At 66.4% G+C, this 24,619-nt stretch carries 22 protein-coding genes, 1 tRNA gene and 1 pseudogene; 10 read left to right on the top strand and 14 right to left on the bottom strand.

The features are described from left to right. The 4 genes and pseudogenes from C7402_RS40220 to C7402_RS40205 all read right to left on the bottom strand — a co-directional run. Nucleotides 1-140 (bottom strand): annotated as a pseudogene (locus tag C7402_RS40220) (acetaldehyde dehydrogenase); the annotation flags it as partial. Nucleotides 141-153: 13 nt separating this feature from the next. Beyond that, nucleotides 154-942: a 2-keto-4-pentenoate hydratase gene (gene mhpD, locus C7402_RS40215; protein ID WP_116614501.1), complete on the bottom strand. Its 789-nt coding sequence runs from the start codon at nucleotides 940-942 to the stop codon at nucleotides 154-156. Between the two features lie 29 nt (nucleotides 943-971). Beyond that, nucleotides 972-1,916 carry a 3-carboxyethylcatechol 2,3-dioxygenase gene (locus tag C7402_RS40210; RefSeq protein ID WP_116614500.1) on the bottom strand — a complete coding sequence of 315 codons (945 nt, stop codon included), beginning with the start codon at nucleotides 1,914-1,916 and terminating at the stop codon, nucleotides 972-974. A gap of 2 nt (nucleotides 1,917-1,918) precedes the next feature. Then, on the bottom strand, nucleotides 1,919-3,778 hold the full coding sequence (locus C7402_RS40205) for a bifunctional 3-(3-hydroxy-phenyl)propionate/3-hydroxycinnamic acid hydroxylase (protein ID WP_116614499.1): 1,860 nt from the start codon (nucleotides 3,776-3,778) through the stop codon (nucleotides 1,919-1,921). A gap of 192 nt (nucleotides 3,779-3,970) precedes the next feature. On the opposite strand from C7402_RS40205, the gene C7402_RS40200 reads away from it, so the two are divergent. After that, a complete protein-coding gene (locus C7402_RS40200) occupies nucleotides 3,971-4,774 on the top strand; it encodes a DNA-binding transcriptional regulator (protein WP_112177962.1) in 804 nt (267 codons plus the stop codon). On the opposite strand, the gene hcaR is transcribed toward C7402_RS40200, so the two are convergent. After that, nucleotides 4,771-5,649, bottom strand: a complete 879-nt coding sequence (hcaR, locus tag C7402_RS40195) for a DNA-binding transcriptional regulator HcaR (RefSeq protein WP_116614498.1) — start codon at nucleotides 5,647-5,649, stop codon at nucleotides 4,771-4,773. The genes C7402_RS40200 and hcaR overlap by 4 nt on opposite strands. A 124-nt stretch (nucleotides 5,650-5,773) precedes the next feature. Between hcaR and hcaE the strand changes: the two genes are divergently transcribed. The 7 genes from hcaE (at nucleotide 5,774) to C7402_RS40160 (ending at nucleotide 11,409) form a co-directional block, all read left to right on the top strand. Further along, nucleotides 5,774-7,129, top strand: a complete 1,356-nt coding sequence (hcaE, locus tag C7402_RS40190; protein ID WP_116614497.1) for a 3-phenylpropionate/cinnamic acid dioxygenase subunit alpha — start codon at nucleotides 5,774-5,776, stop codon at nucleotides 7,127-7,129. Next, nucleotides 7,126-7,674 carry a 3-phenylpropionate/cinnamic acid dioxygenase subunit beta gene (gene hcaF / locus C7402_RS40185; protein ID WP_116614496.1) on the top strand — a complete coding sequence of 183 codons (549 nt, stop codon included), beginning with the start codon at nucleotides 7,126-7,128 and terminating at the stop codon, nucleotides 7,672-7,674. Before hcaE ends, hcaF begins: the two co-directional genes overlap by 4 nt. A gap of 2 nt (nucleotides 7,675-7,676) precedes the next feature. Then, nucleotides 7,677-7,997 (top strand): 3-phenylpropionate/cinnamic acid dioxygenase ferredoxin subunit, encoded by a 321-nt coding sequence (gene hcaC / locus C7402_RS40180; RefSeq protein WP_112177966.1) that lies wholly within the window; start codon nucleotides 7,677-7,679, stop codon nucleotides 7,995-7,997. Next, nucleotides 7,997-8,812 carry a 3-phenylpropionate-dihydrodiol/cinnamic acid-dihydrodiol dehydrogenase gene (gene hcaB, locus C7402_RS40175; RefSeq protein WP_116614495.1) on the top strand — a complete coding sequence of 272 codons (816 nt, stop codon included), beginning with the start codon at nucleotides 7,997-7,999 and terminating at the stop codon, nucleotides 8,810-8,812. The genes hcaC and hcaB overlap by 1 nt, the downstream gene beginning before the upstream one ends. A 13-nt stretch (nucleotides 8,813-8,825) precedes the next feature. Further along, entirely contained in the window at nucleotides 8,826-10,079 is a 1,254-nt protein-coding gene (gene hcaD, locus C7402_RS40170) for a 3-phenylpropionate/cinnamic acid dioxygenase ferredoxin--NAD(+) reductase subunit (protein WP_116614494.1), read from the top strand. A gap of 98 nt (nucleotides 10,080-10,177) precedes the next feature. Next, nucleotides 10,178-10,254, top strand: a tRNA-Val gene (locus tag C7402_RS40165). Nucleotides 10,255-10,467: 213 nt separating this feature from the next. Beyond that, a complete protein-coding gene (locus C7402_RS40160) occupies nucleotides 10,468-11,409 on the top strand; it encodes a TauD/TfdA dioxygenase family protein (RefSeq protein WP_116614493.1) in 942 nt (313 codons plus the stop codon). Nucleotides 11,410-11,420: 11 nt separating this feature from the next. Here C7402_RS40160 and C7402_RS40155 read toward each other — a convergent pair whose 3' ends face one another. Further along, nucleotides 11,421-12,713 carry a D-amino acid dehydrogenase gene (locus C7402_RS40155; RefSeq protein WP_341869279.1) on the bottom strand — a complete coding sequence of 431 codons (1,293 nt, stop codon included), beginning with the start codon at nucleotides 12,711-12,713 and terminating at the stop codon, nucleotides 11,421-11,423. A gap of 184 nt (nucleotides 12,714-12,897) precedes the next feature. Next, on the bottom strand, nucleotides 12,898-14,535 hold the full coding sequence (locus C7402_RS40150) for a methyl-accepting chemotaxis protein (RefSeq protein WP_116614491.1): 1,638 nt from the start codon (nucleotides 14,533-14,535) through the stop codon (nucleotides 12,898-12,900). A 406-nt stretch (nucleotides 14,536-14,941) separates the two neighbouring features. Between C7402_RS40150 and C7402_RS40145 the strand changes: the two genes are divergently transcribed. After that, complete coding sequence (locus C7402_RS40145; protein WP_116614490.1) at nucleotides 14,942-16,168, top strand: YeeE/YedE family protein; 1,227 nt, start codon at nucleotides 14,942-14,944, stop codon at nucleotides 16,166-16,168. Between the two features lie 105 nt (nucleotides 16,169-16,273). On the opposite strand, the gene C7402_RS40140 is transcribed toward C7402_RS40145, so the two are convergent. From C7402_RS40140 to C7402_RS40110, 7 genes are all read right to left on the bottom strand, one after another. Next, nucleotides 16,274-16,861, bottom strand: coding sequence for a BPSL1445 family SYLF domain-containing lipoprotein (locus C7402_RS40140; protein ID WP_112177973.1), 588 nt, complete (start codon nucleotides 16,859-16,861; stop codon nucleotides 16,274-16,276). Nucleotides 16,862-17,053: 192 nt separating this feature from the next. Further along, a complete protein-coding gene (locus C7402_RS40135) occupies nucleotides 17,054-18,001 on the bottom strand; it encodes a DUF2950 domain-containing protein (protein ID WP_116614489.1) in 948 nt (315 codons plus the stop codon). 26 nt (nucleotides 18,002-18,027) lie between these two features. Next, complete coding sequence (locus C7402_RS40130) at nucleotides 18,028-19,425, bottom strand: DUF3300 domain-containing protein (RefSeq protein WP_116614488.1); 1,398 nt, start codon at nucleotides 19,423-19,425, stop codon at nucleotides 18,028-18,030. 244 nt (nucleotides 19,426-19,669) lie between these two features. After that, nucleotides 19,670-21,028: a TAXI family TRAP transporter solute-binding subunit gene (locus C7402_RS40125; protein WP_116614487.1), complete on the bottom strand. Its 1,359-nt coding sequence runs from the start codon at nucleotides 21,026-21,028 to the stop codon at nucleotides 19,670-19,672. Between the two features lie 136 nt (nucleotides 21,029-21,164). Continuing rightward, a complete protein-coding gene (locus C7402_RS40120) occupies nucleotides 21,165-21,596 on the bottom strand; it encodes a MarR family winged helix-turn-helix transcriptional regulator (RefSeq protein WP_112178002.1) in 432 nt (143 codons plus the stop codon). A gap of 43 nt (nucleotides 21,597-21,639) precedes the next feature. Continuing rightward, complete coding sequence (locus tag C7402_RS40115; RefSeq protein WP_116614506.1) at nucleotides 21,640-22,824, bottom strand: thiolase family protein; 1,185 nt, start codon at nucleotides 22,822-22,824, stop codon at nucleotides 21,640-21,642. A gap of 155 nt (nucleotides 22,825-22,979) precedes the next feature. Continuing rightward, nucleotides 22,980-23,516 carry a carboxymuconolactone decarboxylase family protein gene (locus tag C7402_RS40110; protein ID WP_116614486.1) on the bottom strand — a complete coding sequence of 179 codons (537 nt, stop codon included), beginning with the start codon at nucleotides 23,514-23,516 and terminating at the stop codon, nucleotides 22,980-22,982. Between the two features lie 151 nt (nucleotides 23,517-23,667). Here C7402_RS40110 and C7402_RS40105 point away from each other — a divergent pair, with 151 nt between their 5' ends. Continuing rightward, on the top strand, nucleotides 23,668-24,603 hold the full coding sequence (locus tag C7402_RS40105) for an AraC family transcriptional regulator (protein ID WP_116614485.1): 936 nt from the start codon (nucleotides 23,668-23,670) through the stop codon (nucleotides 24,601-24,603). Nucleotides 24,604-24,619 lie beyond the last annotated feature (16 nt).

The raw sequence follows: 24,619 nt of genomic DNA, 5'->3' as shown, positions 1-24,619 counted from the left end.
GCCAGGCCATCGGAGTTCGGGTCGATGCCGACCATCGCCGCCATCTCCAGATGCTGGCTGTTGCGCATGATCTTGATCATCAGGTCCGTGCCGATATTGCCGGAGCCGATGATCGCGGCCTTGAGTTTTTCGGAAGCCATATGAATTCCTGTGTCAGGCGGAGAAAGTCGCGCGAACGCTGCCAAGGCCTTCGATCTGCGCGGTGTAGGTGCCGGGGTCCTTCACCGCGACCATCGGGCCGAGCGCGCCCGTGAGGACCACGTCGCCCGCACGCAGCGGCGTGCCGAGCCGGACCATGCGGTCCGCGAGCCACACGGCGGCGTTGAGCGGATTGCCGAGGCACGCCGCGCCGTTGCCGCGCGAGAGCACTTCCCCGTCACGCGAGAGTTCCATCGCGCATGCCGTGAGGTCCACTTGCGAAAGCGGCACGGGGCGGCTGCCCACCACGAAGCGCGCGCTCGACGCGTTGTCGGCCACCGTATCGACAAAACGGATGTCCCAGTTCTGGATGCGGCTGTCCACCACTTCGATGGCCGCGAGCGCATAGGCGCTGGCGCGCAGGATATCCACGAAGGTGTGCTTCTCGTGCGTGAGGTCGCGCTCCAGCACCAGCGCGATTTCGGCTTCCACCTTCGGCTGGATCAGTTGCGAGAGCGGGATCGCTTCGGCGTCGCCATAGGCCATCGAAGCGAACAGCGCGCCGAAGTCGGGCTGATCGACGCCCAGTTGCTTTTGCACCGCGAGCGACGTGAGGCCGATCTTGCGGCCCACGATGCGCTCGCCATTCGCCACGCGCAGATCGACGTTGGCCTGTTGCACGGCGTATGCCGTGGCGATATCGTCCAAGGCGATCTCGCCGCGCACGGGCTCGATCACGTTGCGCGACGCTTCGGCTTCGCGCAGGCGGGCGGCCAGCGCCGCGACGAGTTTCGAATCTGACATGTTGATTCTCCGGAGTCCGTATTGTTCGATCAAGCCGCGGCGGGCGTAGCGTGCATGGTGGCGAAACCCGCGATCCACTCGGGAATTTCGCGGTAGTAGTCGAGCGTTGCGCGATACGGGCCATAGGCGGCCAGCACACCGAACGCCGCCACCCACGTGCGGATCTCGTGCGCCGACTTACCGCCGTCGCGCGTAATCGCGGCATTGGTCATGCCGTCCACCGAGGTCAGCTCACCCGATTCGAGGCGCGCGAGGAACGCGCGGTCCCATTCGGGGTTGAGCGCATGCAGGTGGCTGTCGCCTGCCGTGAACGACTTCGCGGCGGCCACGGTGCGCGCCTGGCGCGCGGCGCGCGAGTCGGGCGTGGGATTGCGGCCCGCGATCAGGCGCTCGGCCACTTCGGGCGTCGCGCCGAGCAGTTCCGGCACCGGCGGTTCGTGCGAAATGCCGCCCGAACCCACCACGAGCACGCGCGTGTCGCTGCGTGAAAAGAATCGGCCAATCGCGTCGCCGAGCAGGCGCGCGCGACGCAGCGTCGCCATGGGCGGCGCCACCGAATTGATGAACACTGGAATCACCGGGTAGCGGTCAAGGCCGCCCGTGAGCACTTCCAGCGCCTGCGCGCAGCCGTGATCGACCTGCATACGGTACGAGAGCGCCACGTCGATATCGGCGTCCATCACATTTTCAGCGAGCGTATGCGCGAGTTCCTCGGGCACTGGCAGCGTGCCCGCCATGCTCTTGAAGTCGCCGATCGCCTCCGCGCGCGCGCCGATGCAGAACGGCGGCATCATGTCGTAGAAGAAGCCGTTGTAGTGATCGGGTGCGAACGCAACGATCACGTCGGGGTTGAAGGCTTCCACGCGCTCGCGCGCGGTGCGGCCCACGCGCTCGACTTCCGCCACCACATCGGGCAGCGGATCGAAATAGCCATGCAACGGCGTGTGCGACAGACATTCGAGGTGAATCGGCATGCTCATGCTCCTGCTGCGCGCGCGACAGCCACGCCGCGCACGGGACGGTTTTGCGGTGCGGCCGCATTCGCTTCGCGCAGCGCAAGCTCGGTGGCGTCGGTCACACCCAGCTTGCCCGCGAGTTCGACAATCGACTCCGATACCTGCTGCGGCGTGCACACGCCCGCAACGAAGCGGTCCGGACGCAGCAGCACGACGGACTCGGGCAGGCGGCTGAACCACTCTTTCAGGCGGCCCTGCACGTCGCCGAGCGCGAGCACGCCCTCGGGCACGTCGTCGGCATATTCGAGCTGCACGTCGGGCTTCACGAAGACAAAGCGCGCACCCAGGCGCTCCCACAGCGCGCGCGCCTGCGGCGTGAGGCCGAAGGTCGGGTCGGCACCCCAGGCGAGCACCGCGAAGCCATTGCCGATCGCATCGTCGAGGCGCACCACACGGCCATCGGCAAGACGCACGCGCGGCTGAATGAACATGCGGCCCACGGGCGAGGCGGCGAGCGGATCGCGGCCATACGCGAGGCGGCCGATCAGCGAATCGCGCTTCTGGCTCATCAGGCCAAGCAGGCGGCCCGGCGCGGAGTTGCCCGAGCGCTCCAGCAGGCGCGCAAACCAGCCGCCCGTTTTTTGCGGCGGCGGCAGCAGCACGACGCCCGCTTCGTAACGCGGCATCGGCTTGAAGCGCATCTCCACGAAGTAACGCTTGACCGAAGGGAACACATTCATCCAGCGCACGAACGTGTCGCGGAAACGCGCGCCGAATCGCGTGGTGGGCGCGAAAATGTCGCCGGCCACTTCCGAGAGGTGAATCATCGAGCGCGCGTGCGCGCGGCGCTCCACCGTATAGGTGTCGAGCAGGCGGCCATCGGCGTGGCCCTTCGCGACCATCGCGAGCTTCCAGCCCAGATTGTTCGCGTCGCGAATGCCGCTGTTGTAGCCCTGGCCTTGCCACACGGGCATGATGTGCGCGGCGTCGCCCGCCAGCAGCACGCGGTCCACGCGGAACGTTTCGGCGAGTCGCGCGTTGTGCGTGTACACGCGCTTGCGGATGTAGTCGACCTTGTCCGGATCGGCCACCACCTTGCGGATCAGCGCGGCCATGTTCTCGGGCTTCGAGAGTTCTTCCTCGGTCTCGCCCGGCATCACCATGAATTCGAAACGGCGAATGCCGTGCGGCAGCGCAGCCGAAACATAAGGACGCTCGTGGTCGCAATGCATATAGATATGCGGCGAGCCGATCGGGTCGTTGCGCACGTCCACCACGATCCATTGATTCGGCTTCGTGCGGCCTTCGAAGGGCACGTTCAGCGCGCGGCGCACAAAGCTGTTGCCGCCGTCCGCGCCGACCATATAAGCTGCGCGAATCGTGCGGCGCTCGCCGTTCGCGTCGCTCACGTCGATCGTCACGCCCTGCGCGTCCTGCTCGAACGCATTGACGCTGTGGCCGAGCAGCACGTCCACGTGCTCGAAGCGATCAAGGCCTTGGTACAGCACACGGTCGGCCAGCGGCTGGAGGAAGGCGTTGCGGCGCGGCCAGCCGAATTCGTCGGTACGCGGCTCGATCGAGGCGAAGCAGTGACCGTCCTTCGTGACGAAGCGCATCCAGTGGTCGGGCGTGGTGTGCGGCACCAGCACATCGGCCAGGCCGATCGACTGGAACACGCGCAATGCTTCGTCATCCAGACCAATGGCGCGCGGGTAGTCGATGATCTGATCGAGCTTTTCGACGAGCGTGACACGCACGCCTTGCAGGCCGAGAATATTGGCGATCATGAGGCCGACCGGACCCGCGCCGATGATGGCGATGTCGGTGGCGATGTGGCGGGGGCGGACGGAATCCGCCTTGTGGGCGAGGGGGGTGTTCATGTGTCTCCTTCTCGCGCGACTTATGCGGTCGCTGCGGATGCTGACAGGTGGTGCCTGAAAACGGATCATCCGGTTGGACGTTTTGTCACAGTCCGGTGAATGGAAGCGAGTCTAGGTTCCGCCCGATACGCGCTCAACATTTTTAGAGAAATGTGCATAGAATGCACACAGTTGATTTTTAAGGCATTTCCGATGACGAAGTATGCAAACGTGCGGGGGTTGGCGCGCGGTCTCCAGGTGCTCCAGGCGCTCAACGCTATGGAGAACGGGCGCGCGACGAGCCAGCAACTGAGCGAGGCGACGGGCCTGCACCGCACGACGGTGCGACGCCTGCTGGAAACCCTGGTGGAGGAAAGGTTCGTGCGCCGCAGCGCGTCGGACGACAGCTTTCGTCTGACGATGAATGTGCGCGGCCTGAGCGAAGGTTTCACCGACGACGAGCTGATCGCCACCATCGCGCCGCCGATCATGGCGCAAATGCTCCAGCGCACCGTGTGGCCTTCGGACCTCACGACGCCGGACGGCGACGCCATGGTGATTCGCGAGACCACGCACCGCTTCAGCCCGCTGTCGTTTCACCGCGCGATGGTGGGGCGCCGCCTGCCGATGCTGCTCACCTCGGCGGGCCGCGTGTACTTCGCGATGTGCCCGGAGGCGGAACGCGAGGACATCCTGGAGCTATTGCGCGCGGGCACTGGCGGCGAGCAGCAGCAAAAGCTCGCGGCGGACAAGGCCTTTATCCGCAATCTCGTGCGCCAAACGCGCGCGGACGGCTTCGGCTCGAACCACGGCGACTGGTCCGATCAACGCAAGATCGGTGCGCTCGCAACGGCTATCGAAGCGCACGGGCGCGTGCTCGCGAGCCTCAACGTGATCTATCTGGAGCAGGCCATCAATCCGGCGGAGGCCGTGCGGCGCTTCGTGCCCGAGTTGCAGCGCGCCGCGCAGGAGATGGTCGCGGCGCTCGAAGCGCAGGAGGAAAACACGAAGCGTTAAGCCTCGTTCTCGCGCACGAGTTCGAACAACGCTTCAAGCTCCGCGGTATGCGGCTCGTTGCGCGCCACCATCAGCAGGTCGATGGTGGGCGGCTCGCCTTCGAGCGGCCGCGTGCAGATCGCACTGCTCGTGAGCGATGAGACATACGCGGGCAGCAGCGCATAGCCCAGCCCCATGCCCACCAGATTCAGATTGAGCAGAATATTGGTCGCGACCTGCGCCACCTTGCGCTCGATGCCGTGCGCCTCGCAGTACGCCTCCACTACGCTGTGCACCTGCCCCGAGAATTGCGGATGCGTGCTGATGAAAGGCTCGCCGCTCAACTGCGCCGGTGCGATGCGCTGTTGCCTGGCGAGCGGATGGCCGCTCGGCAGCACCACCACGAGCGGTTCGGTCAGCACGACCTCGCTGCGCAACGCCGGCGACACAACAGGTCGCCGCATGAACGCCACGTCGATATCGCCGCGCAGCAGCGCCTCTTCCTGTTCCGCCGTGGGCAGGCTGCGCAACTCCACGTTCACGTCGGGATAGCGCAAGCGCAAGCGCGGCAGAATCACCGGGAAAACCCGGATCTCCGCGGCGGGCACGAAGCCGATCGTGACCGTCGCGCGTCCCTGCCCCACCTGGCGCGCACGCGCCACCGCGCGATCCGCCTGCGCCACCACGAGGCGCGCCTCGGCGAGAAACACCTTGCCGGCCTCGGTCAGCTCCACCTTGCGGCGCGTGCGCTCGAAAAGCGGCGTGCCGACTTCGTCTTCCAGATTGCGGATCTGCTGGCTAAGCGAAGGCTGCGCCGTATGCAGACGTTGCGCCGCGCGCGTGAAGCTCAGTTCGTCGGCGACGGCGATGAAATAGCGCAGGTGTCTCAGTTCCATGCTCGGAGTTATCGTTCGAAAGTCTTACTGGCTACAAACAAAATATTTCACAACGGTTTGGCGAGCGCCGATCATCCGTCTGCATTCCCGCCAAAAAAGCAATGCTGCCACGGAGGAGACTCGTATGTCCGCAACCATCGACATCGATGCACTCGTCGACGCGCAAAACGGCCGCGTCACGTCGTCGATATACACCGATCCCGACATTTACGCGCTCGAACTCGAGCGCATTTTCGGCCGCTGCTGGCTTTTTCTCGCCCACGTCAGTCAAATACCGAAAGTCGGCGACTTTTTCAATACCTACATGGGCGAAGACCCCATCGTCGTGGTGCGCCAGAAGGACGGCTCGATCAAGGCCTTCCTCAATCAGTGCCGCCACCGCTCGATGCGCGTGAGCCACGCCGACTGCGGCAACACGCGCGCCTTCACCTGCCCGTACCACGGCTGGTCGTATGGCGTGGACGGCGCGCTCATCGATGTGCCGCTCGAGTCGCGCGCCTATCCGCAGGGCCTGTGCAAGGAGAAATGGGGCTTGCAGGAAGTCACGCGCGTGGCGGTGTACAAAGGCCTCGTGTTCGGCAACTGGGACGCCGACGCGCCCGACCTCGAAACCTATATGGGTGACATCGCCTGGTATCTGGACGGCGTGCTCGACCGCCGCGAAGGCGGCACCGAGATCGTGGGCGGCGTGCACAAGTGGGTGATCGACTGCAACTGGAAATTCCCCGCCGAGCAGTTCGCGAGCGACCAGTATCACGCGCTTTTCACGCACGCTTCCGCAATCGAAGTGCTGGGCGCGAAGGAAGGCGCTGCCGACAAGGCGCTGGGCGCGGGCCAGACGGCGCGCCCCGTGTGGGAGACCGCGAAAGACGCGCTCCAATATGGCCAGGCGGGCCACGGCAGCGGCTTCTTCTTCACCGAGCAGCCCGACGCGAACGTATGGGTGGACGGCGAAGTCTCGCAGTATTTCCGCGACACCTACGCCGAAGCCGAAGCGCGCCTGGGCAAGGTGCGCGCGCTGCGTCTTGCGGGCCACAACAACATGTTCCCCACGCTTTCCTGGCTCAACGGCACGGCCACGCTGCGCGTGTGGCACCCGCGCGGCCCGAACCAGGTGGAAGTGTGGGCGTTCTGCATTGCCGACAAGGCCGCCTCCGACGAAGTGAAAGCCGCCTTCGAGCGCAGCGCGACGCGCGCGTTCGGCCCGGCAGGCTTCCTCGAACAGGACGACTCGGAAAACTGGGCCGAAGTGCAGAAGGTGCTGCGCGGCAGCCGCGCGCGCAAGACGAAGCTGTGCCTCGAAATGGGCCTTGGCAACGAGCGCGTGCGCAATGACGGCATTCCTGGCATGACGAACTATATTTTCTCGGAGACGGCGGCGCGCGGCATGTACCGCCGCTGGGCCGATCTGCTGAGTTCGGAAACTTGGAACGAAGTGAACGAGCGTACCGTGCGCTACGAAGCCGAGGTGCTGAAATGAGCGAAGTCGCTGAACTGGATTTCGCGCCCGCTCGCGTGGATTTCCAACTGCATCACGAGATTGAGCAATTCCTCTTCGACGAAGCGGCGCTGCTCGACGAATGGCGCTTTCGCACGTGGCTCGACGTGATGGCGAAAGACATTCGCTACACCATGCGCACGACGGTCAACGCGCAAACGCGCGACCGGCGGCGCGGCGTGCAGCCGCCCACCACGTGGATCTTCAACGACACGCATTTCCAGCTCGAACGCCGCGTGGCGCGCCTCGAAACCGGCATGGCCTGGGCGGAGGAGCCGCCCTCGCGCACGCGCCATCTCGTGACGAACCTGCGCGTGTTCACCACCGAAACGCCCGGTGAATACGAAGCGCGCGTGAACTACCTGCTCTACCGCTCGCAAAAGGAGCGCGACGAGACGATCTACGCGGGCCGCCGCATCGACCGTGTGCGCCGCGTGGAAGGCGCGCAAGGCTGGCAGGTGTGCTGCCGCGAGATCACGCTCGACCAGGCGGTGCTCACTTCCCATAACCTGAGTGTGCTTTTCTGATCATGGCCCGTATTTTTGTCTGCCAGGACGACGCATTGTCCGATGGCGAAGCGATCAAGGTGGACGGCCCGTCCGCCGCGATCGCCGTATTCAAGGTGAATGGCGAGCTTTTCGCGCTCAACGACCGCTGTTCGCATGGCAATGCTTCGATGTCCGAAGGGTATATCGAAGACGATGGCACCGTCGAGTGCCCGCTGCATGCCGCGCGCTTTTGCCTGAAAACAGGCACGGCGCTTTGTCAGCCCGCAACGGAACCGCTCAAGACGTTCCCCGTTGCGCTCGTTGACGGCGCAGTGTATGTCGACGTGCCGGAGGCTGCGTAATGGGCTGGCTGGATCATGAAGTGGCGTTGATCACGGGCGGCGGATCGGGGCTCGGACTCGCACTCGTCGAACGCTTTCTGGAAGAAGGCGCGCGCGTGGCCGTGCTCGAACGCTCGGCGGAAAAGGTCGCGGCTTTGCGCGAGCGCTTCGACTCACAACGCGTGATTGCCGTGCAGGGCGACGTCACCTCGTACGCCGACAACGAGCGCGCCGTGAGCGCCGCCGTCGAAACCTTCGGCAAGCTCGACACCTTCGTCGGCAACGCGGCGATCTGGGATCACGCGTCGGGCCTCGTCGATCTCTCGCCCGAGCAACTCGACAGCGGTTACGAGGAGCTTTTCTCGATCAACGTGAAAGGCTATCTGTTCGGCGCGAAAGCCGCGGCGCGCGCACTCATCGCGAGCGAAGGCAGCATGATCTTCACGCTCTCGAACTCGTCGTTCTACCCCGGCGGCGGCGGGCCCTTGTACACCGCGAGCAAGCATGCGGCCGTGGGCATCATCCGCCAGCTTGCCTATGAGCTTGCGCCCAAGGTGCGCGTGAACGGCGTTGGGCCGTGCGGCATGGCGAGCGATTTGCGCGGCCCCGTTTCGCTCGGCCAGCAGGACCTGCGCATCATGGACTCGCGTTCGCCCGAAGCGATCGCGAGCATCCTGCCGCTGCAATTCTTCCCGCAAGCCGCCGACTTCACGGGCCCTTATGTCATGCTCGCCTCGCGTGCCAACAATCGCGTGCTGAGCGGCGTGATGATCAACGCGGACGCGGGCCTGGGCATTCGCGGCATTCGTCACGCGGCGGGCGGACTGCATCTGTAACAGGAAACACAACATGAACGCCTCGACCATCGTCATCGTCGGTGCCGGCCAGGCGGGCGCGCTCGCCGCCGCCGAACTGCGCCAGCAAGGCTACGCCGGCCGCGTCGTATTGATCGGCGAGGAAAGGCATGCGCCTTACGAGCGGCCGCCGCTCTCGAAAGACGTGCTGCTTCAGCCACAAACGGCGCGCTGTGCCATTCACGGCGAGACCTTCTACACCGAGCGGAACATCGAGCTGAGGCTCGGCGCGGCCGTGACCGCGCTCGACGCGCAGGCGCGCACCGTCACGCTCGATAGCGGCGAAGCGATCGCCTTCGACAGCTTGCTGCTCGCCACGGGCGCGCGTGTGCGCCGCCTGCCGGTGCTCGATGCGCTCGACACGCTCGGCGGCCCCGGAGAAAGCGTGCACACGCTGCGCACGCTCGACGACGCTCAACGCCTCGTGCCCGTGCTGCAAGCGGGCAAGCGTGTGCTGCTGGTGGGCGCGGGCGTGATCGGCCTCGAACTCGCCTCGAGCGCGGTCGAACTCGGCGCGCAGGTCGCGGTGATCGAGCAAGCACCACGCGCGATGGCGCGCTGCGCGCCGCCCGTGCTGACCGAAGCGCTGTGCGACCTGCACCGTGCGCGCGGCGTGGCGCTGCATCTGGGCTCGCCGCTCGCGGCGGCGGCGCGTGAGAACGGCGAGATCGTGCTGACGCTCGAAGACGGCACGCGCGTTGCGGGCGATGCGGTGATCTACGGCATAGGCGTCGTCCCGGAGACCGCGCTCGCCCAGGCGGCGGGCCTGCGCGTGGACAACGGCATCGTGATCGACGCGCAGTGCCGCACCTCGTGCGCGCACATCTACGCCGCCGGCGACGCCGCCAGCCAGTGGGACGAAGCGAGCGGCCGCCACCAGCGCCGCGAAACGTGGGAGAACGCGAACCGCCAGGCGCAAACCGCCGCGCGCGCGATGCTGGGCCTCGCCCCCGAAGCAGAGGACGCGCGCGAAGCCGACTGGTTCTGGACCGATCAATGCGGCCTCAACATCCAGTTCGCGGGCAATATGGCCGCGCCGGAGTGGCTCGCTCGCGGCTCGCTGGAGGCACCGCCTTGCGTGCTGTTCGGCCTCGACGGCGAAGGCACGCTGGTTGGCGCGATCACCGTGAACCAGGGCCGCGACATGCGCAGCGCCAGGGCGTTGATCGACAAACGCGCGCGCATTGCCCGCGAAACGCTCGCCGATCCCGCGCAGAACCTGCGCAATCTGGCGCGCGAATTTGCCTAGCGTTTGAGGACCCGTGCCCCCGAAAACACGGCGCTTCATCCAATTTGAGAAAAGCACTTGCAAGCGCGCTCGGGTGTCTCTATAATTCGCCGCTCAACAGGCTCGTAGCTCAGTTGGTTAGAGCACCACCTTGACATGGTGGGGGTCGTTGGTTCGAATCCAATCGAGCCTACCAACGAACATGCAGTAAAAAAGCTGTACCTTGCAGCATCTTGTGAATGACGCATTCCCTCGCGGGTCTGCGTCATTTTGTTTTGGTGCGCGCTAATGACACGCACTACTATCCATAGCGCGCAACCACGCGCATAGCTTCGCAGAAATCGTCGGTTCTTCTCACGCGGCAAGCCTGCTTGAATGGACACTCCACGTCCAGCCGAGGAGACTTTCGATGTCCGACGTTCAAACGCCGCGCCCCGCCGTTTCCGTTCCGTCCGCGCCACACACCGAAACCACGCTCGACCTTCATCGCGTCGCGGGCCACATTGGCGCGCGCATCGACGGCGTGCGCCTTCACGCCGATCTCGATCCGGCAACATTCGACGCCATCAATGCCTCCTTGCTGCGCCACAAAGTGCTCTTTTTCCGCGGCCAGCAGCACCTCGACGACGCCGCGCAGGAAGCCTTCGCGCGCCGCTTTGGCGTGACGGTCGCGCATCCCACGGTGCCCTCGGTGGAAGGCGGCAGTCTGCTCGAACTCGATTCGCTGCATGGCGCACGCGCCAATTCGTGGCACACCGACGTCACCTTCGTCGACGCCTACCCGAAAGTTTCGATCCTGCGCGCCGTGGTGATTCCGCCATTCGGCGGCGATACGGTATGGGCGAACACGGCCGCAGCCTACGCGCAATTGCCCGAACCGCTGCGCGCGCTGGCCGACACGCTCTGGGCGTTGCACACCAACGCCTACGACTACGCCGCCAGGCACGCAAACGCCGACAGCGCGCAACTCAAGCGCTATCGCGAAGTCTTCACGTCGAAGGTCTACGAGACCGAGCATCCCGTGGTGCGCGTGCATCCGGAAACGGGGGAGCGCACGCTCGTGCTCGGCCACTTCGTTCAGCGTATCAAAGGGCTTTCCGTGACCGACTCGGCACACCTGCTACAGGTCTTCCACGAGTACGTGACGCGGCTCGAACACACGGTGCGCTGGAACTGGCAGGAGGGCGACGTGGCGATCTGGGACAACCGCGCCACCCAGCACTATGCGATCAACGATTACGGCGACGCGCGCCGTATCGTGCGGCGCGCGACCGTGCGCGGCGAAGTGCCGGTGAGCATCGACGGCCGTGAAAGCGTGGTCGTGCGCGAAGAAGGCGGGACCCTGCAATAAGGGAAAGCGCGTCAGCGGCCCGGCGCGAATGCGTCGCCGTCGATCGGCAGTTCGCGCTGCGCCAGCAGATCGGCCAGCAGTTGCGCACTGCCGAGCGCGAGCGTGAAGCCCAGCGCGCCGTGACCCGTGTTGAGCCACAGGTTGTGAAAGTGCGTCGCACCGATCAGCGGCTTGCTGTCCGGCGTGGCGGGCCGCATGCCGGTCCACGTCTGGATGGCGTCGTAGTCACCCGCGGCGGGAAACGTTTCGCGCGCCTGGCGCGTGAGCAGCGCGATGCGCGCGGTGTCGGCGCCTGGGTTCATACCCGTGAGATCGACCATGCCCGCAATGCGCAGGCGCTCGCCGAGCGGCGCATAGACGACCTTGTGATGCGCGTCCGTCACGGAAACACGCGGCGCACCCTGCGCGTTTGCCTGGGGCAGCGTGAGGCTGTAGCCCTTGAGCGGATACACGGGCACGCTCACGCCGAGCGAGGCGAGCATCGGCTGACTCTGGAAGCCGAGGCACACGACGAACGCGTCGGCCTCGATGTCGCCCTGCGAGGTTTGCGCGGCCAGCACGCGCAAGCCCTTCGTACGCAGTCCTGAGAACTCCGTGGCGAGTTGCAGGGCCACGCCGTCGCGCTGCGCCGCGTGCGCGAGGCCGCGCGTGAACCGGTCGCAATCGGCGGCCTCTTCGCCCGGCGTGTGAATGCCGCCCGCAATCTCGCCGCCGATATGCGCGAGCGCAGGTTCGAGCGCGACGCACGCCGCGCCGTCGAGCGCATGCTGCACGCAGCCCAGTTGCGCCTGATACCCGGCCTGGCGGCGCGCGCCCTCGAATCCTTCCCGGTCGCGATACACCACGAGCTTGCCGTTGCGCACATAGTCGAACGCCAGCGATTCGCGCTCGACCACCTCATGCATGAGGCGCTGGCTCAGAAAGCCAAGGCCGAGCAATTCCGCCGTGGTCGCCTGGCTGCGCGCACGCGTGCAGGCGCGCAGGAAGGCGGCGCACCAGCGCCATTGGTGCGGATCGAACCGCGGCACGAAGCGCAACGCGGCGTCGCGCGAGAGCAGCCATTGCGGCAGCTTCGGCAGCACGGACGGGTCGGCCAGCGGCGCGACATAGCTATAGCTGAGCTGGCCGCCGTTGGCGTGACTCGTTTCGCGCGCCACGTCCGCATGGCGCTCCACGAGCGTCACCTCATGCCCATCACGGGCGAGCGCGTACGCCGTGCTCACGCCGATCACCCCACCGCCCAACACGCAAACTCGCATAGTCCGTTCTTCTCTTTCGCATGCGGCCGAACCCTCGCGGCCCACGCCACCAGTCTCGCCCGGAACCCTACGGAACTCAATTGCGATTTGCGCGCGGGGTATAACCTCAGGTTAAAGGGGCCACGCGTAAAAAAAAGGGGCGCTGCCTCTCGGCACGCCCCTTCCGACTTACCCCTTTCGCCTCGCGCCGCGAACGTTGCCTGCGCAACGGCTTGCGCGCGCGGCGCGCTCAGGCCAGCGCTGCCGCACCCCCGTGCCCCGCCAGCGCCGGCGCATCGGCCGCCGCCGCGCGCGCGGCGCGATGATGCGCGCCCGCCCCGCCGCCCAGATTGAACACCGCCACGGCTTCGCGCAGCGCATCGGCCTGTGCTTCGAGCGACTGCGCGGCCGCCGCCGCTTCCTCCACGAGCGCCGCGTTGCGCTGCGTGACCTCGTCGATCTGCGCAATCGCGCGGTTCACCTGCTCGATGCCGTCGCTCTGCTCGTGCGTCGCGGTCTCGATCTCGTTCATGATCGCACTCACGCGCGCCACCGCGCCGCGCGCCTCGTCCATCGTGCGGCGGGCGTCGTCCACGAGGCGCGCGCCCGCGCCCACCGTCGCCACCGAAGCGGCGATCAACTCCTTGATCTCCTTGGCCGCCGTGCCCGAGCGCTGCGCGAGGCTGCGCACTTCGCTTGCCACCACCGCGAACCCGCGCCCCTGCTCGCCCGCGCGCGCCGCTTCCACGGCGGCATTGAGCGCGAGGATGTTGGTCTGGAACGCAATGCCCTCGATGATCCCGGTGATCTCCTCCACCTTGTGCGAAGAAGCCGAGATGTCGTTCATCGTCGCGTTCACGCGCGCGACCACATCGGCGCCGCGCGTGACCGTGTCGAGCGCGCCCTGGGCGAGCCCGCTCGCCTCTTTCGCGCCCGCCGTGTTGTGGCGCACCGCCGCCGAAAGCTCCTCCAGGCTCGCCGCCGTTTGTTCGAGCGCCGCGGCCTGCTGCGACGTGCGATCGGAGAGATCGACGTTGCCCGAGGCGATCTGCTTCGCGCCCTGGGTGATTTCGTGGGTGCTGCCGCGCACGCGCGAAACGGTGCCAACAAGGCCATCGCGCATGGTCTGTAGCGCGCTGAGCAACCGGCCCATTTCGTTGTTCGAGCGCACCTTCACCTCCACGGTCAGGTCGCCCGCCGCGATGCGCTCGAAATGACGGATCGCATGATTCACCGGCTTGACCACGGCGGCCGCGAGCGCCGCGCGCGCGACCACGCCGATCGCCACGCCCACCACGGCGATCACGCCGAACACGATGAGCGAAAGGCGAAAGCGCTCGGCGGCGGTGTCGGCGTCGTGCTGCTGGCGCGCGACCTGCCAGTTCTCCAGCGCTTCGATCGCCTTCGCGTAGGCGCCGTAATAGCGGTCGGCGGTCTCGCCCTGGATCGTGCGGAAGGTGTTGAAGTCGTTATCGACCAGCGCCTTGTATTCGGGTTCGAGCGCCTGTTCGACGAGCGCCTGGCGCGCGCCGCTCACGGCCTCGGCGAGGCGCGCCTCGTCGGCGCTTTCGAACGGGCCGGCGCTGTAGAGCGCGAACTCCTTGTTCGAATTGACGAGCACCTGATGCGCCTTTTCGAGCAGGCCATCGGTCGCCTTGCCGACGCTAAAGAGCGTTTCATAGCCGCCAAGCGCCAGGCGCACCTGGAGCAGGCGCTCAGAACTGGTCTTGAGCGCATCGAGCGACTGCGCGCCGCGCTGGGTGTCGTGGAGGCTGTCGTTGGTGATCTTGAGCGCGCCGTAAGACACGCCGATCACGATCAGCAGGAATGCGACGAAGATACCGATAACGAGCGTAAGCCCACCGCGAATGGTGATGTTTCCAGGCATGAGGTCTCCGTTGCGTTTTTTGTGTTCCAACCGATGCGGTTTGGTGCATCCGGGCGCACGCTCGCATCTCGTTTCGGCTATCGGCATGCGGCGCGCGGCGCTGCATAGGGGAAATCCATGATGCGCGCAGGGCTACGCGGCCCTGGGCGCGGCACGGCGAGAAAATGCCGGGAAGCCTTGCCGCGCAAAGGTTTGCGGGGTTGCCGGGCGATCGGGCGCGGTCTCGCGCGCTCCACCGGAAGCGTTCTGTCAGACTGGCGAGCGATTCGTGCTATCGTTTTGCTTTAGCCGATTGGTTATTTTGTTTAACTAGTTGATTCAGGCCGCTACGCAGCCGGCCGCGGGCGTGACGCCACCGGGCTCCCTCCGGCCCGCCGCGTTTTCGCCCCTTCCTCTCCGCTCGATCATGTCCGACCTTTCCACGCCGCTCGCGCGCGCGCCGCGCCGTCTCGACTCCATCAATCCGAAACCGCTCGGCATCGCGCTTCTGCTCGTCGCGCTCGGCGCCGTGTATCTCGCGCAGACCGTGAGCGCGCGCCAGGCGGCGCTCTACGTGGTCGGCGCGCTGCTCGGCATGACGCTTTATCACGCCGCGTTCGGCTTCACTTCGGCATGGCGCGTGTTCATCGCCGATGGCCGCGGCGCCGGCCTGCGCGCGCAAATGGTCATGCTCGCCATTGGCGTGCTGCTGTTCTTCCCCGCGCTCTCGGCGGGTTCGCTGTTCGGCCACCCGGTCACGGGCCTCGTTTCGCCGGCGGGCACCTCGGTCATCGTCGGCGCGTTCATGTTCGGCGTGGGCATGCAACTGGGCGGCGGCTGCGCCTCGGGCACGCTCTATACGGTGGGCGGCGGCAGCACGCGCATGGTCATCACGCTCATCGCCTTTATCGTCGGCTCCGTGGTCGCTACCGCGCACATGCCGTTCTGGACGTCGATGCCGCAGCTCAAGCCGCTTTCGCTCGTCAATGCGCTCGGCGTCGCGCCCGCCATCGCGCTGAATCTCGCGGTGTTCGCGCTCATCGCCGCGCTCACCGTGGTCATCGAAAAGCGCCGCCACGGCCACCTCGTCAACGAGCCGCAGCGCGCGCCGCACACCTCGCCGTGGCTGCACGGCCCGTGGCCGCTGCTCGCCGGCGCCGTGGCGCTCGCGGTGCTCAACTTCGCGACGCTCGCACTCTCGGGCCGCCCCTGGGGCGTGACTTCGGCGTTCGCGCTGTGGGGCGCGAAGGGCTTTGCCTCGCTCGGCATCGACGTGGCGAACTGGAAGTACTGGACGGCCGGCCCCAATGCCGCCGCGCTCGCCGCCCCGGCGAGCCACGACGTCACAACCGTCATGGACATCGGCATCGTGCTCGGCGCCATGGCCGCCGCCTCGCTCGCGGGCCGCTACGCGCCGGTGTGGCGCATTCCGCTGCGCTCGCTGCTCGCGGCCGTGATCGGCGGGCTGCTGCTCGGCTACGGCGCTCGCCTCGCGTATGGCTGCAATATCGGCGCGTATTTCAGCGGCATCGTTTCGGGCAGCCTGCACGGCTGGCTGTGGCTCGTGTGCGCGTTCGCCGGCAATGTGCTCGGCACGAAGCTGCGCCCGCTGTTCGGGCTCGAAGTCGAGCGCGTGAAGAACACGGGCTGCTGAGCCGCTGCTCACTGCGGCCGCACGCAGAAATGACGAAGGGCAAGGTATTGCACCTTGCCCTTTTTCCATGGTCCGGCGCTATTTTTGCCGGAGCGGACTGTCCGCCTAGATGCTCAGGCGCGAAACCTTGGTGCCCGCCAGCGAGACATCGGCCATCAGGCCCGCGTTGGTGAGCACGAAGGCTTCGACCGGGTGCGTGGCCGTATTGGTGTCGATCACGCCGTTGGCGCCCACGGTCACGAGGGCGACCGAAGCGTCGGCGCCCGCCGCCCAACCGTCCGTTGCGCGGAATTTGTCGAGTGCATCCTGCGTCATGAAAGCGAAGATGAGCGCCTTCGACTGCGCGCCCGCCTGGAGGCCGAACGAGCCCGAGACGGTGCTGTAATAGCCCACGCTCGCGCCGCCCACACGCAGCGCGCCTTCGCCATACTGCGCACCGACGATAAAGCCGGCTTGCAGCACTTCCGGGAACACCAGGACGCCGCGCGACTTCGCGAGGAGTTCGTGAGAGCCCTTCACGGTCGAGAAGAGCCGCGACAGCGTGCCGTCGACGGACGCGTCGATCGACTGCCGCTTGGACATGTTGGTCGCCGCCGTCGAATTCGAACCCGTGGTCGTCGTACAGCCCGCGAGCGCGAGACCGCCCGAAGCGAGCGTCACCGCCGCCGTTAGCATGAAGTTGCGTCGTTGCATTTGGTTATCTCCACACGAATGAGAGTGCGGGGTAGTCGCAGCAAACCACATGCCCGACCCCGCCGCGCCCAGTTGACACAGATCGGCTTCAGGCGACACCAACGTCGCCTTGGCCTGATTGTGCCCGAATTATGCGTGGAGCGTATGACGGAGGACTCCGTCAGCAAATCCCGACCATGCCAACGGCAATGCTCAAGGCGTGGCGGCCTTCCACGACGGGTCGGGATCGAACGTCTTGATCGCCGCCGCCGTTTGCGCGCCCTTCGGCCCGAGATTCTTCTGATAAACCTGACCGTCCTGATTGACGATAAAGCTCATCACCCCGGTCTTGCCGTATTCCGCTGGCCAGGCCACGAGCGCGAAGCCGCCGCTCAGCACGCCGTTGTCGAGGTAGTTGCGCGCGCCACCGCTCGCGTGCGGCCCCTGCGCCGTGAGAATGCGGAAGTGATAACCGTGATAACCCTCCTTCGGCGAGACCTGTGCGTTATGCGGCATGGCTTCCGCAAGCGGACCCAGCGGACTTTGGGTTTCGCCTTCCGCAACCGGCCAGTAGAGGCCGTCGTGCGTGCCCGGCGTGCTCACGAAGCGCAGCGCATAGTGCTGCGTGAGCTTGCGATAGTCGTTCTGCGCGTCGACATAGGCGAGCGAAGTGAGCATGGCCGCGCGTTCGTTGCGTCCGATACGGCGCGTGAGGATTTCGCTCGCGCCTACGCGCGGATCGAATTGCCAGCCCTTGCCCGACTCCACGATGGGGATGGGCATCGTCCAGCCGCTGTCGCCCACTTCGATATGCGCGCTGGCCTTGCCCGCCACGGGCTTGTCGTCGGGCACGACGCGATGGCCCTTGGCCCAGGCGCCGAGATAATCGTAGATATCTTCCTGACCGATGTTCTGCGTCGGGATGAACTGCTGGAAATTGCTGCCGAGCACGTGCTTCATGGCGTCGTGATCGTTGGTCGCGAGCGCGTCGGTGAACGCGCTCGCGGCGGCGTCGGGCGTGGCGTACACGGCCTGCGCGTGCGCGGCGCCCGCCACCGACCATTGCACCGGCAACAGCGTGGGCGCGCCAAAGAGCGCGAGTGCCGCGCCAAACGCAAGCGCATGAGCATGCGGGAGGCGGCGTGCGTGAATGCGGATCATCGTTAGACTCCTCATGTAATTCAACGTTACCGGCGACCGAAGTGACGTCCGCCGCCACCGCCACCACCGCCTCCAAACCCGCCACCACCACCGCCGCCGCCGAAGTTCCCATGCGGCGCCTGGCCCATGCCGCCGCCGCGGCTCTGGAACGCTTCGCGGCTTTGCTGGCCGCGCTGCTGGTCGAGCCGCGCGTTCGCGCCGTCGCCCGCGCCGCGCAAGGCGTTGTCGCGGTTCGCGCTCTGGGCGCGGTTGTTGAGGTCGTTCGCGCGGTTCGCGTTCTGGCCGCCGTTTTGGGCACGGTTATTGAGCTCGTTGCCACGATTGGCGTTTTGCGCACCGTTCTGGCCGCGGTTGTTCAACTCGTTGCCGCGATTGCCGTTCAGCCCGTTGGCACCGTTCGCGCCGGTGCGGTTGCCGCCTTGCTGTATGTCGTGCAGCCGCTGGTTGGCGTTGCCGCTCACGTTCTGGCCGGTACGGTTCTCCAGCGTCTGCATGGCCTGCGTGCGCGACTGGTCGTAGCCGCGATACTGGTTGCGCTGGCCATTCGCGTTCGCGTTGTTGAAGTTCTGGCGGCGCTCGACGTTGGCGTTGCGATTCCAGTTCGACGTGGCGTTGTTCGTGTTGATGCGGTTGTTGACGTTGATGTTGTTGTAGCGATTGACGTTGACATTCACGTCATGGTTGTTCCAGTTGAAGCCGCCCCACAACGAGTTCGCCACCGCGATGCCCGCGCCGAACGCGAGCCCGCCCACGAAGCCCGATGCAATGGCGTACCCCGGCGGCGGCGGCATGTACACGGGCGGATAGGCCGGATACGGCCACGCGCCATAAACCACCGTGGGGTTGTACGTGGGCACATAGACCACCTGCGGATTCGCAGGCTCGATCACGATGGTCTGCGTGGTCGACGTGCCCGAGGCCGGCTGCACCACGACCTTCTGCTGCTCGTTGGACTTGAGGTTGCCCGCATTTTGCGCCTGCACGCGCAAGCGCTGCACCGAGTCCATCACGTCGTTGGGCTGCGCGAGAAACGCATTGCCGATCTGCTGCACCCAGTCGGGCTTCGTCGCCATCGTGGCCAGCACCTGCGGGAACGCCACGAGCGACTGCACGCTCGGGTCCCACGGCTCGGAAGCCACCGCCTTCACCGCGTCGTCGCCCTTCACGTTCGGATTGGCCTTCGACCACTGCGCGGCGGCCTGCACGTCCTGCGGGAACGTGGTGGCCATGAGCACCTGCGCGAGCAGTGCGTCGGGATAAAGCGCGATGGGCGCGGTGAGCGAGTCGAGTTGCTGGTTCGAAAGATGGGCCGCGTTCTGCGCGAGCGCGGCAGTGGGGCCAAGCGGTCCCACGAAAAGCGGTGCGCCCGCAAGCGTCGCGCACACGAGCCAGGCAAGGCGCTGGCTTACCCCGGTTGATTTCACTTGACTGTCCTCCCGGTTACGGAACGTTGGTGCCGATTTGTGTAGCGATCGAACATTCGCAAACAACCCTGCACGCAAACTCCCGCGAACGAAACGATCTCGAATAACGCTACGACGTGCTTCAGGAAAATAAAGGGCCACGACTGGCAGTGTCAATGGAAGATGTGTTTCAAGACAATGGTTACGCGATGTGCATCAATGACAGTGAAAAGTACGGTCAACGTAACAATCTCGCGGGCATGAATCATTCGGTCCGGGAGTGCGATTGCGACTCGTTTGCACTCAAATGCACGCGCACGAAACCCACGTGTTCGCGCAGCACGTAAAACGCATCGGCATACGCGAGCGGCATGCGCAACGTGTTGAGCGAACGCTCGATCTCGTCGAGCTCCGCCACCAGCGCGCGGCGTTCCTCTTCGTTCGTATGCTTGAGCGCGTCGCGCTCGATGGCGATGAGCGCTCCATAGTAGCGATAGATACGCGAGCGCACGCGCCACCGGTACATCGCCGGTATCGCGCGCAAGGCGGGAATCACGAGCACCGCAAGCGGCAGGAGCAGCACGAGGAGGCGGTCGGTCACGCTCGCAAGCCAGAAAGGCAGCGCGCGATAGAGAAAGCTCTTGCCCGACTTGTAGTAGCGCGTGGCGTCCTCGCTGATGCGAAAGTCGTGCACCGCCGGGCTCGGAAATTCGCCCTCGCGCTGCATCAGGCCGGGCACGCCGTTCACCTCGCTAGCCGCTTCGATGAGCAGATCGGAAAGCGCGGGATGGAGCGTGTCGCGCGCCACCAGTTCCACGGTCGGACCGATCAGGTGCACGGTATCGCGCGGCTGCCGCCGGCGTAAATCGAGCACGCCCGGCGGCAGGTCGATGTTCTCCAGATACGGAAAGAGCCGCGTATAGGCCGCCGCTTCGTCGAAGCTCATGACCGAGATGCCGGGTATGTCGAGCAGGCGCAGCATCAAGCCGCGCGTCGTGGAGTCGCCGCTGAGCATGGCGGCTTCGACTCGGCCGGAAACGAGCGCGGTGGCGGCGTCCATGCCGTCGAGCGGCAGGAAGGTGGAGTCGCCGCCGGGGTCGATGCCGTTCGCCGAGAGCAGCTTGAGCGCGAGTTCGCGCGTGCCGCTGCCCACGCGGCCGATGGCGATGCGCATGCCGTCGAGTTCGGAGAGCCGCGTGAGGCCCGAGCCGCGATAGAACACGACGATGGGCAAATACGACACGCTGCCGAGCGACATGAGCGAGCGCGTGTCCTGGCCGTCGGCCACGCCGCCCTGCACGAAGGCGAGATCGACGTGCTCCTTCGGATCGAGCAGGCGCGCGAGGTTTTGCACCGAGCCGTCCGATTCGAGAATCTTGAGCTTCACGCCGTTGCGCGCGAGGATGGTGCGGTAGGCCTGCGCCATCTGCATGAAGGAGCTGTCGGCGGGGCCCGCGCTGATGGTGAGGCTGCGCGGCGGCGCGGGATCGACGAGCCAGATGACGAGCCCCATCACGACGGCGCAGAACAACGCAACGGGCAACGTGGTCAGCGCGATGTCGCGCCAGGAAAGATGCGCGTGGTCACGCAGAAAGTTAGGCGGCGGCGGTCGATGTCTTCTCATGAGAACCCGGCGGCACTGCGTCAGACTCCTGGAGATCTCATCATGCCATTTTCGCGACAGATCTGATCGCTGGCGTTTCCCCTGCCGTTGCCCCTGCCGCCGCCCCCGTGCACGCAGGGCTGATGAAAGCCGAGTGTCAGCCCGCCGCCCTGGTGAGCGCGAACAACTCGGCGCGCAGCGCCTTCGCGCGGTCGCGCTTCATGTGCTGCTCGAACTCGGCCTGCGCGTCGAGCCACAACGCATGCGCCTTCTCATAGCGGCGCAGGCCGGCCGCCGAAAGCCGGTAAACCAGCGTGCGCGTGTCGTGCTCGGCCGCCGCCGTGAGCACGAGGCCGTCGCGCTGCAAGGGCTTCAACGCGCGCACGAGCGTGGTGCGGTCCATCACTAGGTCTTCGGAAAGTTCGGCGGCCGTGGCGTCGGGCCGCCCCGCGAGGCGCGAGAGGATCGTGAACTGCGCAGCCGTGACGTCCGCCTGCGAGAGGTGACGCTCGTAAAGCTGCGTGACGAAGCGCGCCGCCTGCCGCAGCGCAAAACAGTTGCATTCCTCGCGCGTCACCCGCTTCGTCATCGTCATGGTCCTCACCTGATCCGCGCCACGCAGCGCGCAGTCATCATACTTTCTCGAGCGCGAGCGCGATACCCTGGCCGCCGCCGATGCAAAGCGTGACCACCCCGCGACGCAGCCCGTCGCGCTGTATCGACCACGCGAGGCGCGTGGTGAGAATCGCGCCCGTCGCGCCGATCGGATGACCGTGTGCGATGGCGCCGCCTTCCACGTTCACGATGTCCTCGGGTATGCCGAGCTGCTTGATCACCGCGAGCGGCACCGCCGCGAAGGCCTCGTTGATCTCGAAGCGATCGACGTCGCCGAGCGACCAGCCCGCGCGCCGCAGCGCGAGCTGCACGGCGGGCACCGGGCCGAGGCCGAAGAGACCCGGCTCCACCGCCGCCACGCCCCACGCCACGAGCCTCACCATGGGCGCGAGGCCTTCGGCTTCGGCAAAGCCGCGCTCGGCCACGAGCATCGCGCTCGCCGCGCTGTTCAGGCCCGGCGCGTTGCCCGCCGTGATCGTGCCGTTCGGGCGAAACGCGGGACGCAGCTTCGCGAGCGTTTCCAGCGTCGTGTCGGGGCGCGGCGCTTCGTCGGTATCGATACGCTCCATGCCCTTCTTGCCCTTCACTTCCACCGCGACGATCTCTTCCTTGAAGCGGCCCGCTGCCTGCGCGGCAGCGAAGCGCTGTTGCGAGCGCGCCGCCCAGGCGTCCTGCTGCGCGCGCGTGAGCGCCGACTGCGTGACGAGGTCTTCGGTATGCCAGCCCGAATGCTGGTCCGAGAACGCGTCGACGAGACCATCGCGCAGCATGCTGTCGTGAATCTCGGCATTGCCCATGCGATAACCCCAGCGGCCGCCGTCCAGCAGATACGGCGCACGGTCCATGTTCTCCATGCCGCCCGCCAGCGCGACGTCGGCGAGACCCAGCATCACTTCCTGCGCGGCGCTCGCAATGGCCTGCGCGCCCGAGCCGCACACGCGATTGACCGTGAGCGCGGGCACCGTGACGGGCACGCCGCCGTTTAGCTCGGCCTGGCGCGCGGGATTCATCTTGTTGCCCGCCTGAATCACGTTGCCGAGGACCACCGAACCGAGCCGCGCGGGATCGAGCTTCGCGCGCGCGAGCGTTTCGCGCACCGCCGCCGCGCCCAGCTCCACAGCGGGCACGCCCTTGAATGCGCCGTTGAAACCGCCAATTGCCGTTCGCACCGGCTGGCACAGAACGATCTCGCGTGAATTCAGCTTACTCATCGTCACTTCTCCTTTCGTGTGCACCCTTTCACCATCATTCTATGTATGCATATGCACACTTTCAAACGATTTTGTGGAAGATGCGCTCGCGTGCGCTGGCACGATTGATGTCGTGTCAGCGCACGCAGGGTGGGTGAACCCATCACTTACGGCGCACGCGGGAAATCCAGCGTCGTATCGTTGATGCGGTTCACGAGATTCGTGAACGTGATCGAGGTCACCGCCAGCGCGATTTCAACGATCTGGCGCTCCGTATAACCGGCTTCGCGAATCGCGCTCACGTCCGCTTCCGGCAGCGTGCCGTGCGTGGTGACGAGCACGCGCACGAAATGCACCAGCGCGTCGCGCTCCGCGTCGCCGCTCGGTTCGCCCGCGCGGACCGCCTTCATCGTTTCGGGGGCGAGACCTGCGAACTTGCCCGCCAGCGTGTGCGCGGCGAGACAGTAGTCACAACCCGCCACTTCGCTCACCGCGAGCTTGATCGTTTCGATATCGGGCTTCGACAGCGTGCCGGCGGCAATCACGCCTTCGACGGCGAGCAGCGCGCCAAGCGCCTCGGGGCTGTGCGTGCCGATGGTTGCGTAGGCGTTGGGCACCTTGCCCACGGCCTTGCGGATCTTTGCAAAGATGTCGGCGGCGGCGCCGGTGGCGGCTTCGGGCTTGATGGCGGAAAGACGGGACATGTTCGACTCCTTGAACGTTGCGTGGTCGCGAGCTGGGTTGGGGGTATCGCGTAGCCATCGTCGATGGCATGAAGCCAGTCTAGTCGCCCACGGTTGCGTTTTTAATGCCAGAATGGCGCGACTTCATGCTCAAACGTCTCACCCGCCCATCATGGATCTGCTGAGCCGCCTTCTCGCGCTGATGCCCGTTGCGGGCCGTCTCGACGTGCGCTGCCATTTCGGCGCGCCCTGGCGCATCGACGAGCCCGGCGCGAAGGAGCGCGAGATCCGCTATCACGTGCTGATTGCGGGGCGCGCCATCGTCGAGGACGCGCACGGCGCGCCCGTCGCCCTGCACGCGGGCGACATCGTGCTATTTCCCACCGGCAGCGCCCACGTGCTCCACGACGGCAGCGGCGCGGCGCCCGCGGCGGTCGAAACGCGCATGGAGCACGGTGTCGCCATCGAAACGAATGGCGGCACGGGCGCGAGCGCCGACGTGCTGTGTGGCCGCTTCCTGCTGCCCGCCGTGCCGCAGCGCCTGCTGCGCGAGAATCTGCCCGCGCGGCTCGTCGTGCACAGCGCGCGCGAAGGCACGCAAGCGCCCGAGCGTCTCGTGCGCCTGATCGCGCTCCTGCGCGACGAAGCCTACGAGGCCGCGCCGGGCAGCGAATCGCTCGTGAACCATCTTTCCGGCGCGCTTTTCGGGCTCACGCTGCGCTATGCGAGCGCCGGTGACGCCCCGCCGCGCGGCCTGCTCGCGCTCGCCCAGCGCCCGCGCCTGCAACCCGCCATCGACGCCATGTTCGATGCGCCGGGCAAACCGTGGACGCTGCCCGAGCTGGCGGAGCTTTGCCACATGTCGCGCGCGACCTTCGCCCGGCACTTCGACGAGGCCATCGGACGCTCGGCCGCCGACGTGCTCACCGATATCCGCATGACGCTCGCGGGCCGCATGCTCGCGCAGGGCAACCAGAGCGTGGCGGAGATCGGCGAATTCGTGGGCTATCAGTCGGACGCGGCGTTCCAGCGCGGCTTCAAGCGCCACGTGGGCATGACGCCCGCGCAGTGGCGCGCGCTCGCACGCGAGGCCGCGGCCGGCGCGTGAGCCCGCGGGCGTCGTT

Source organism: Paraburkholderia unamae, assembly GCF_003096875.1.
Lineage (GTDB): Bacteria > Pseudomonadota > Gammaproteobacteria > Burkholderiales > Burkholderiaceae > Paraburkholderia > Paraburkholderia unamae.
Note: the sequence above shows the minus strand (reverse complement) of the source record. Positions and strands in the feature narration are given on the sequence as shown.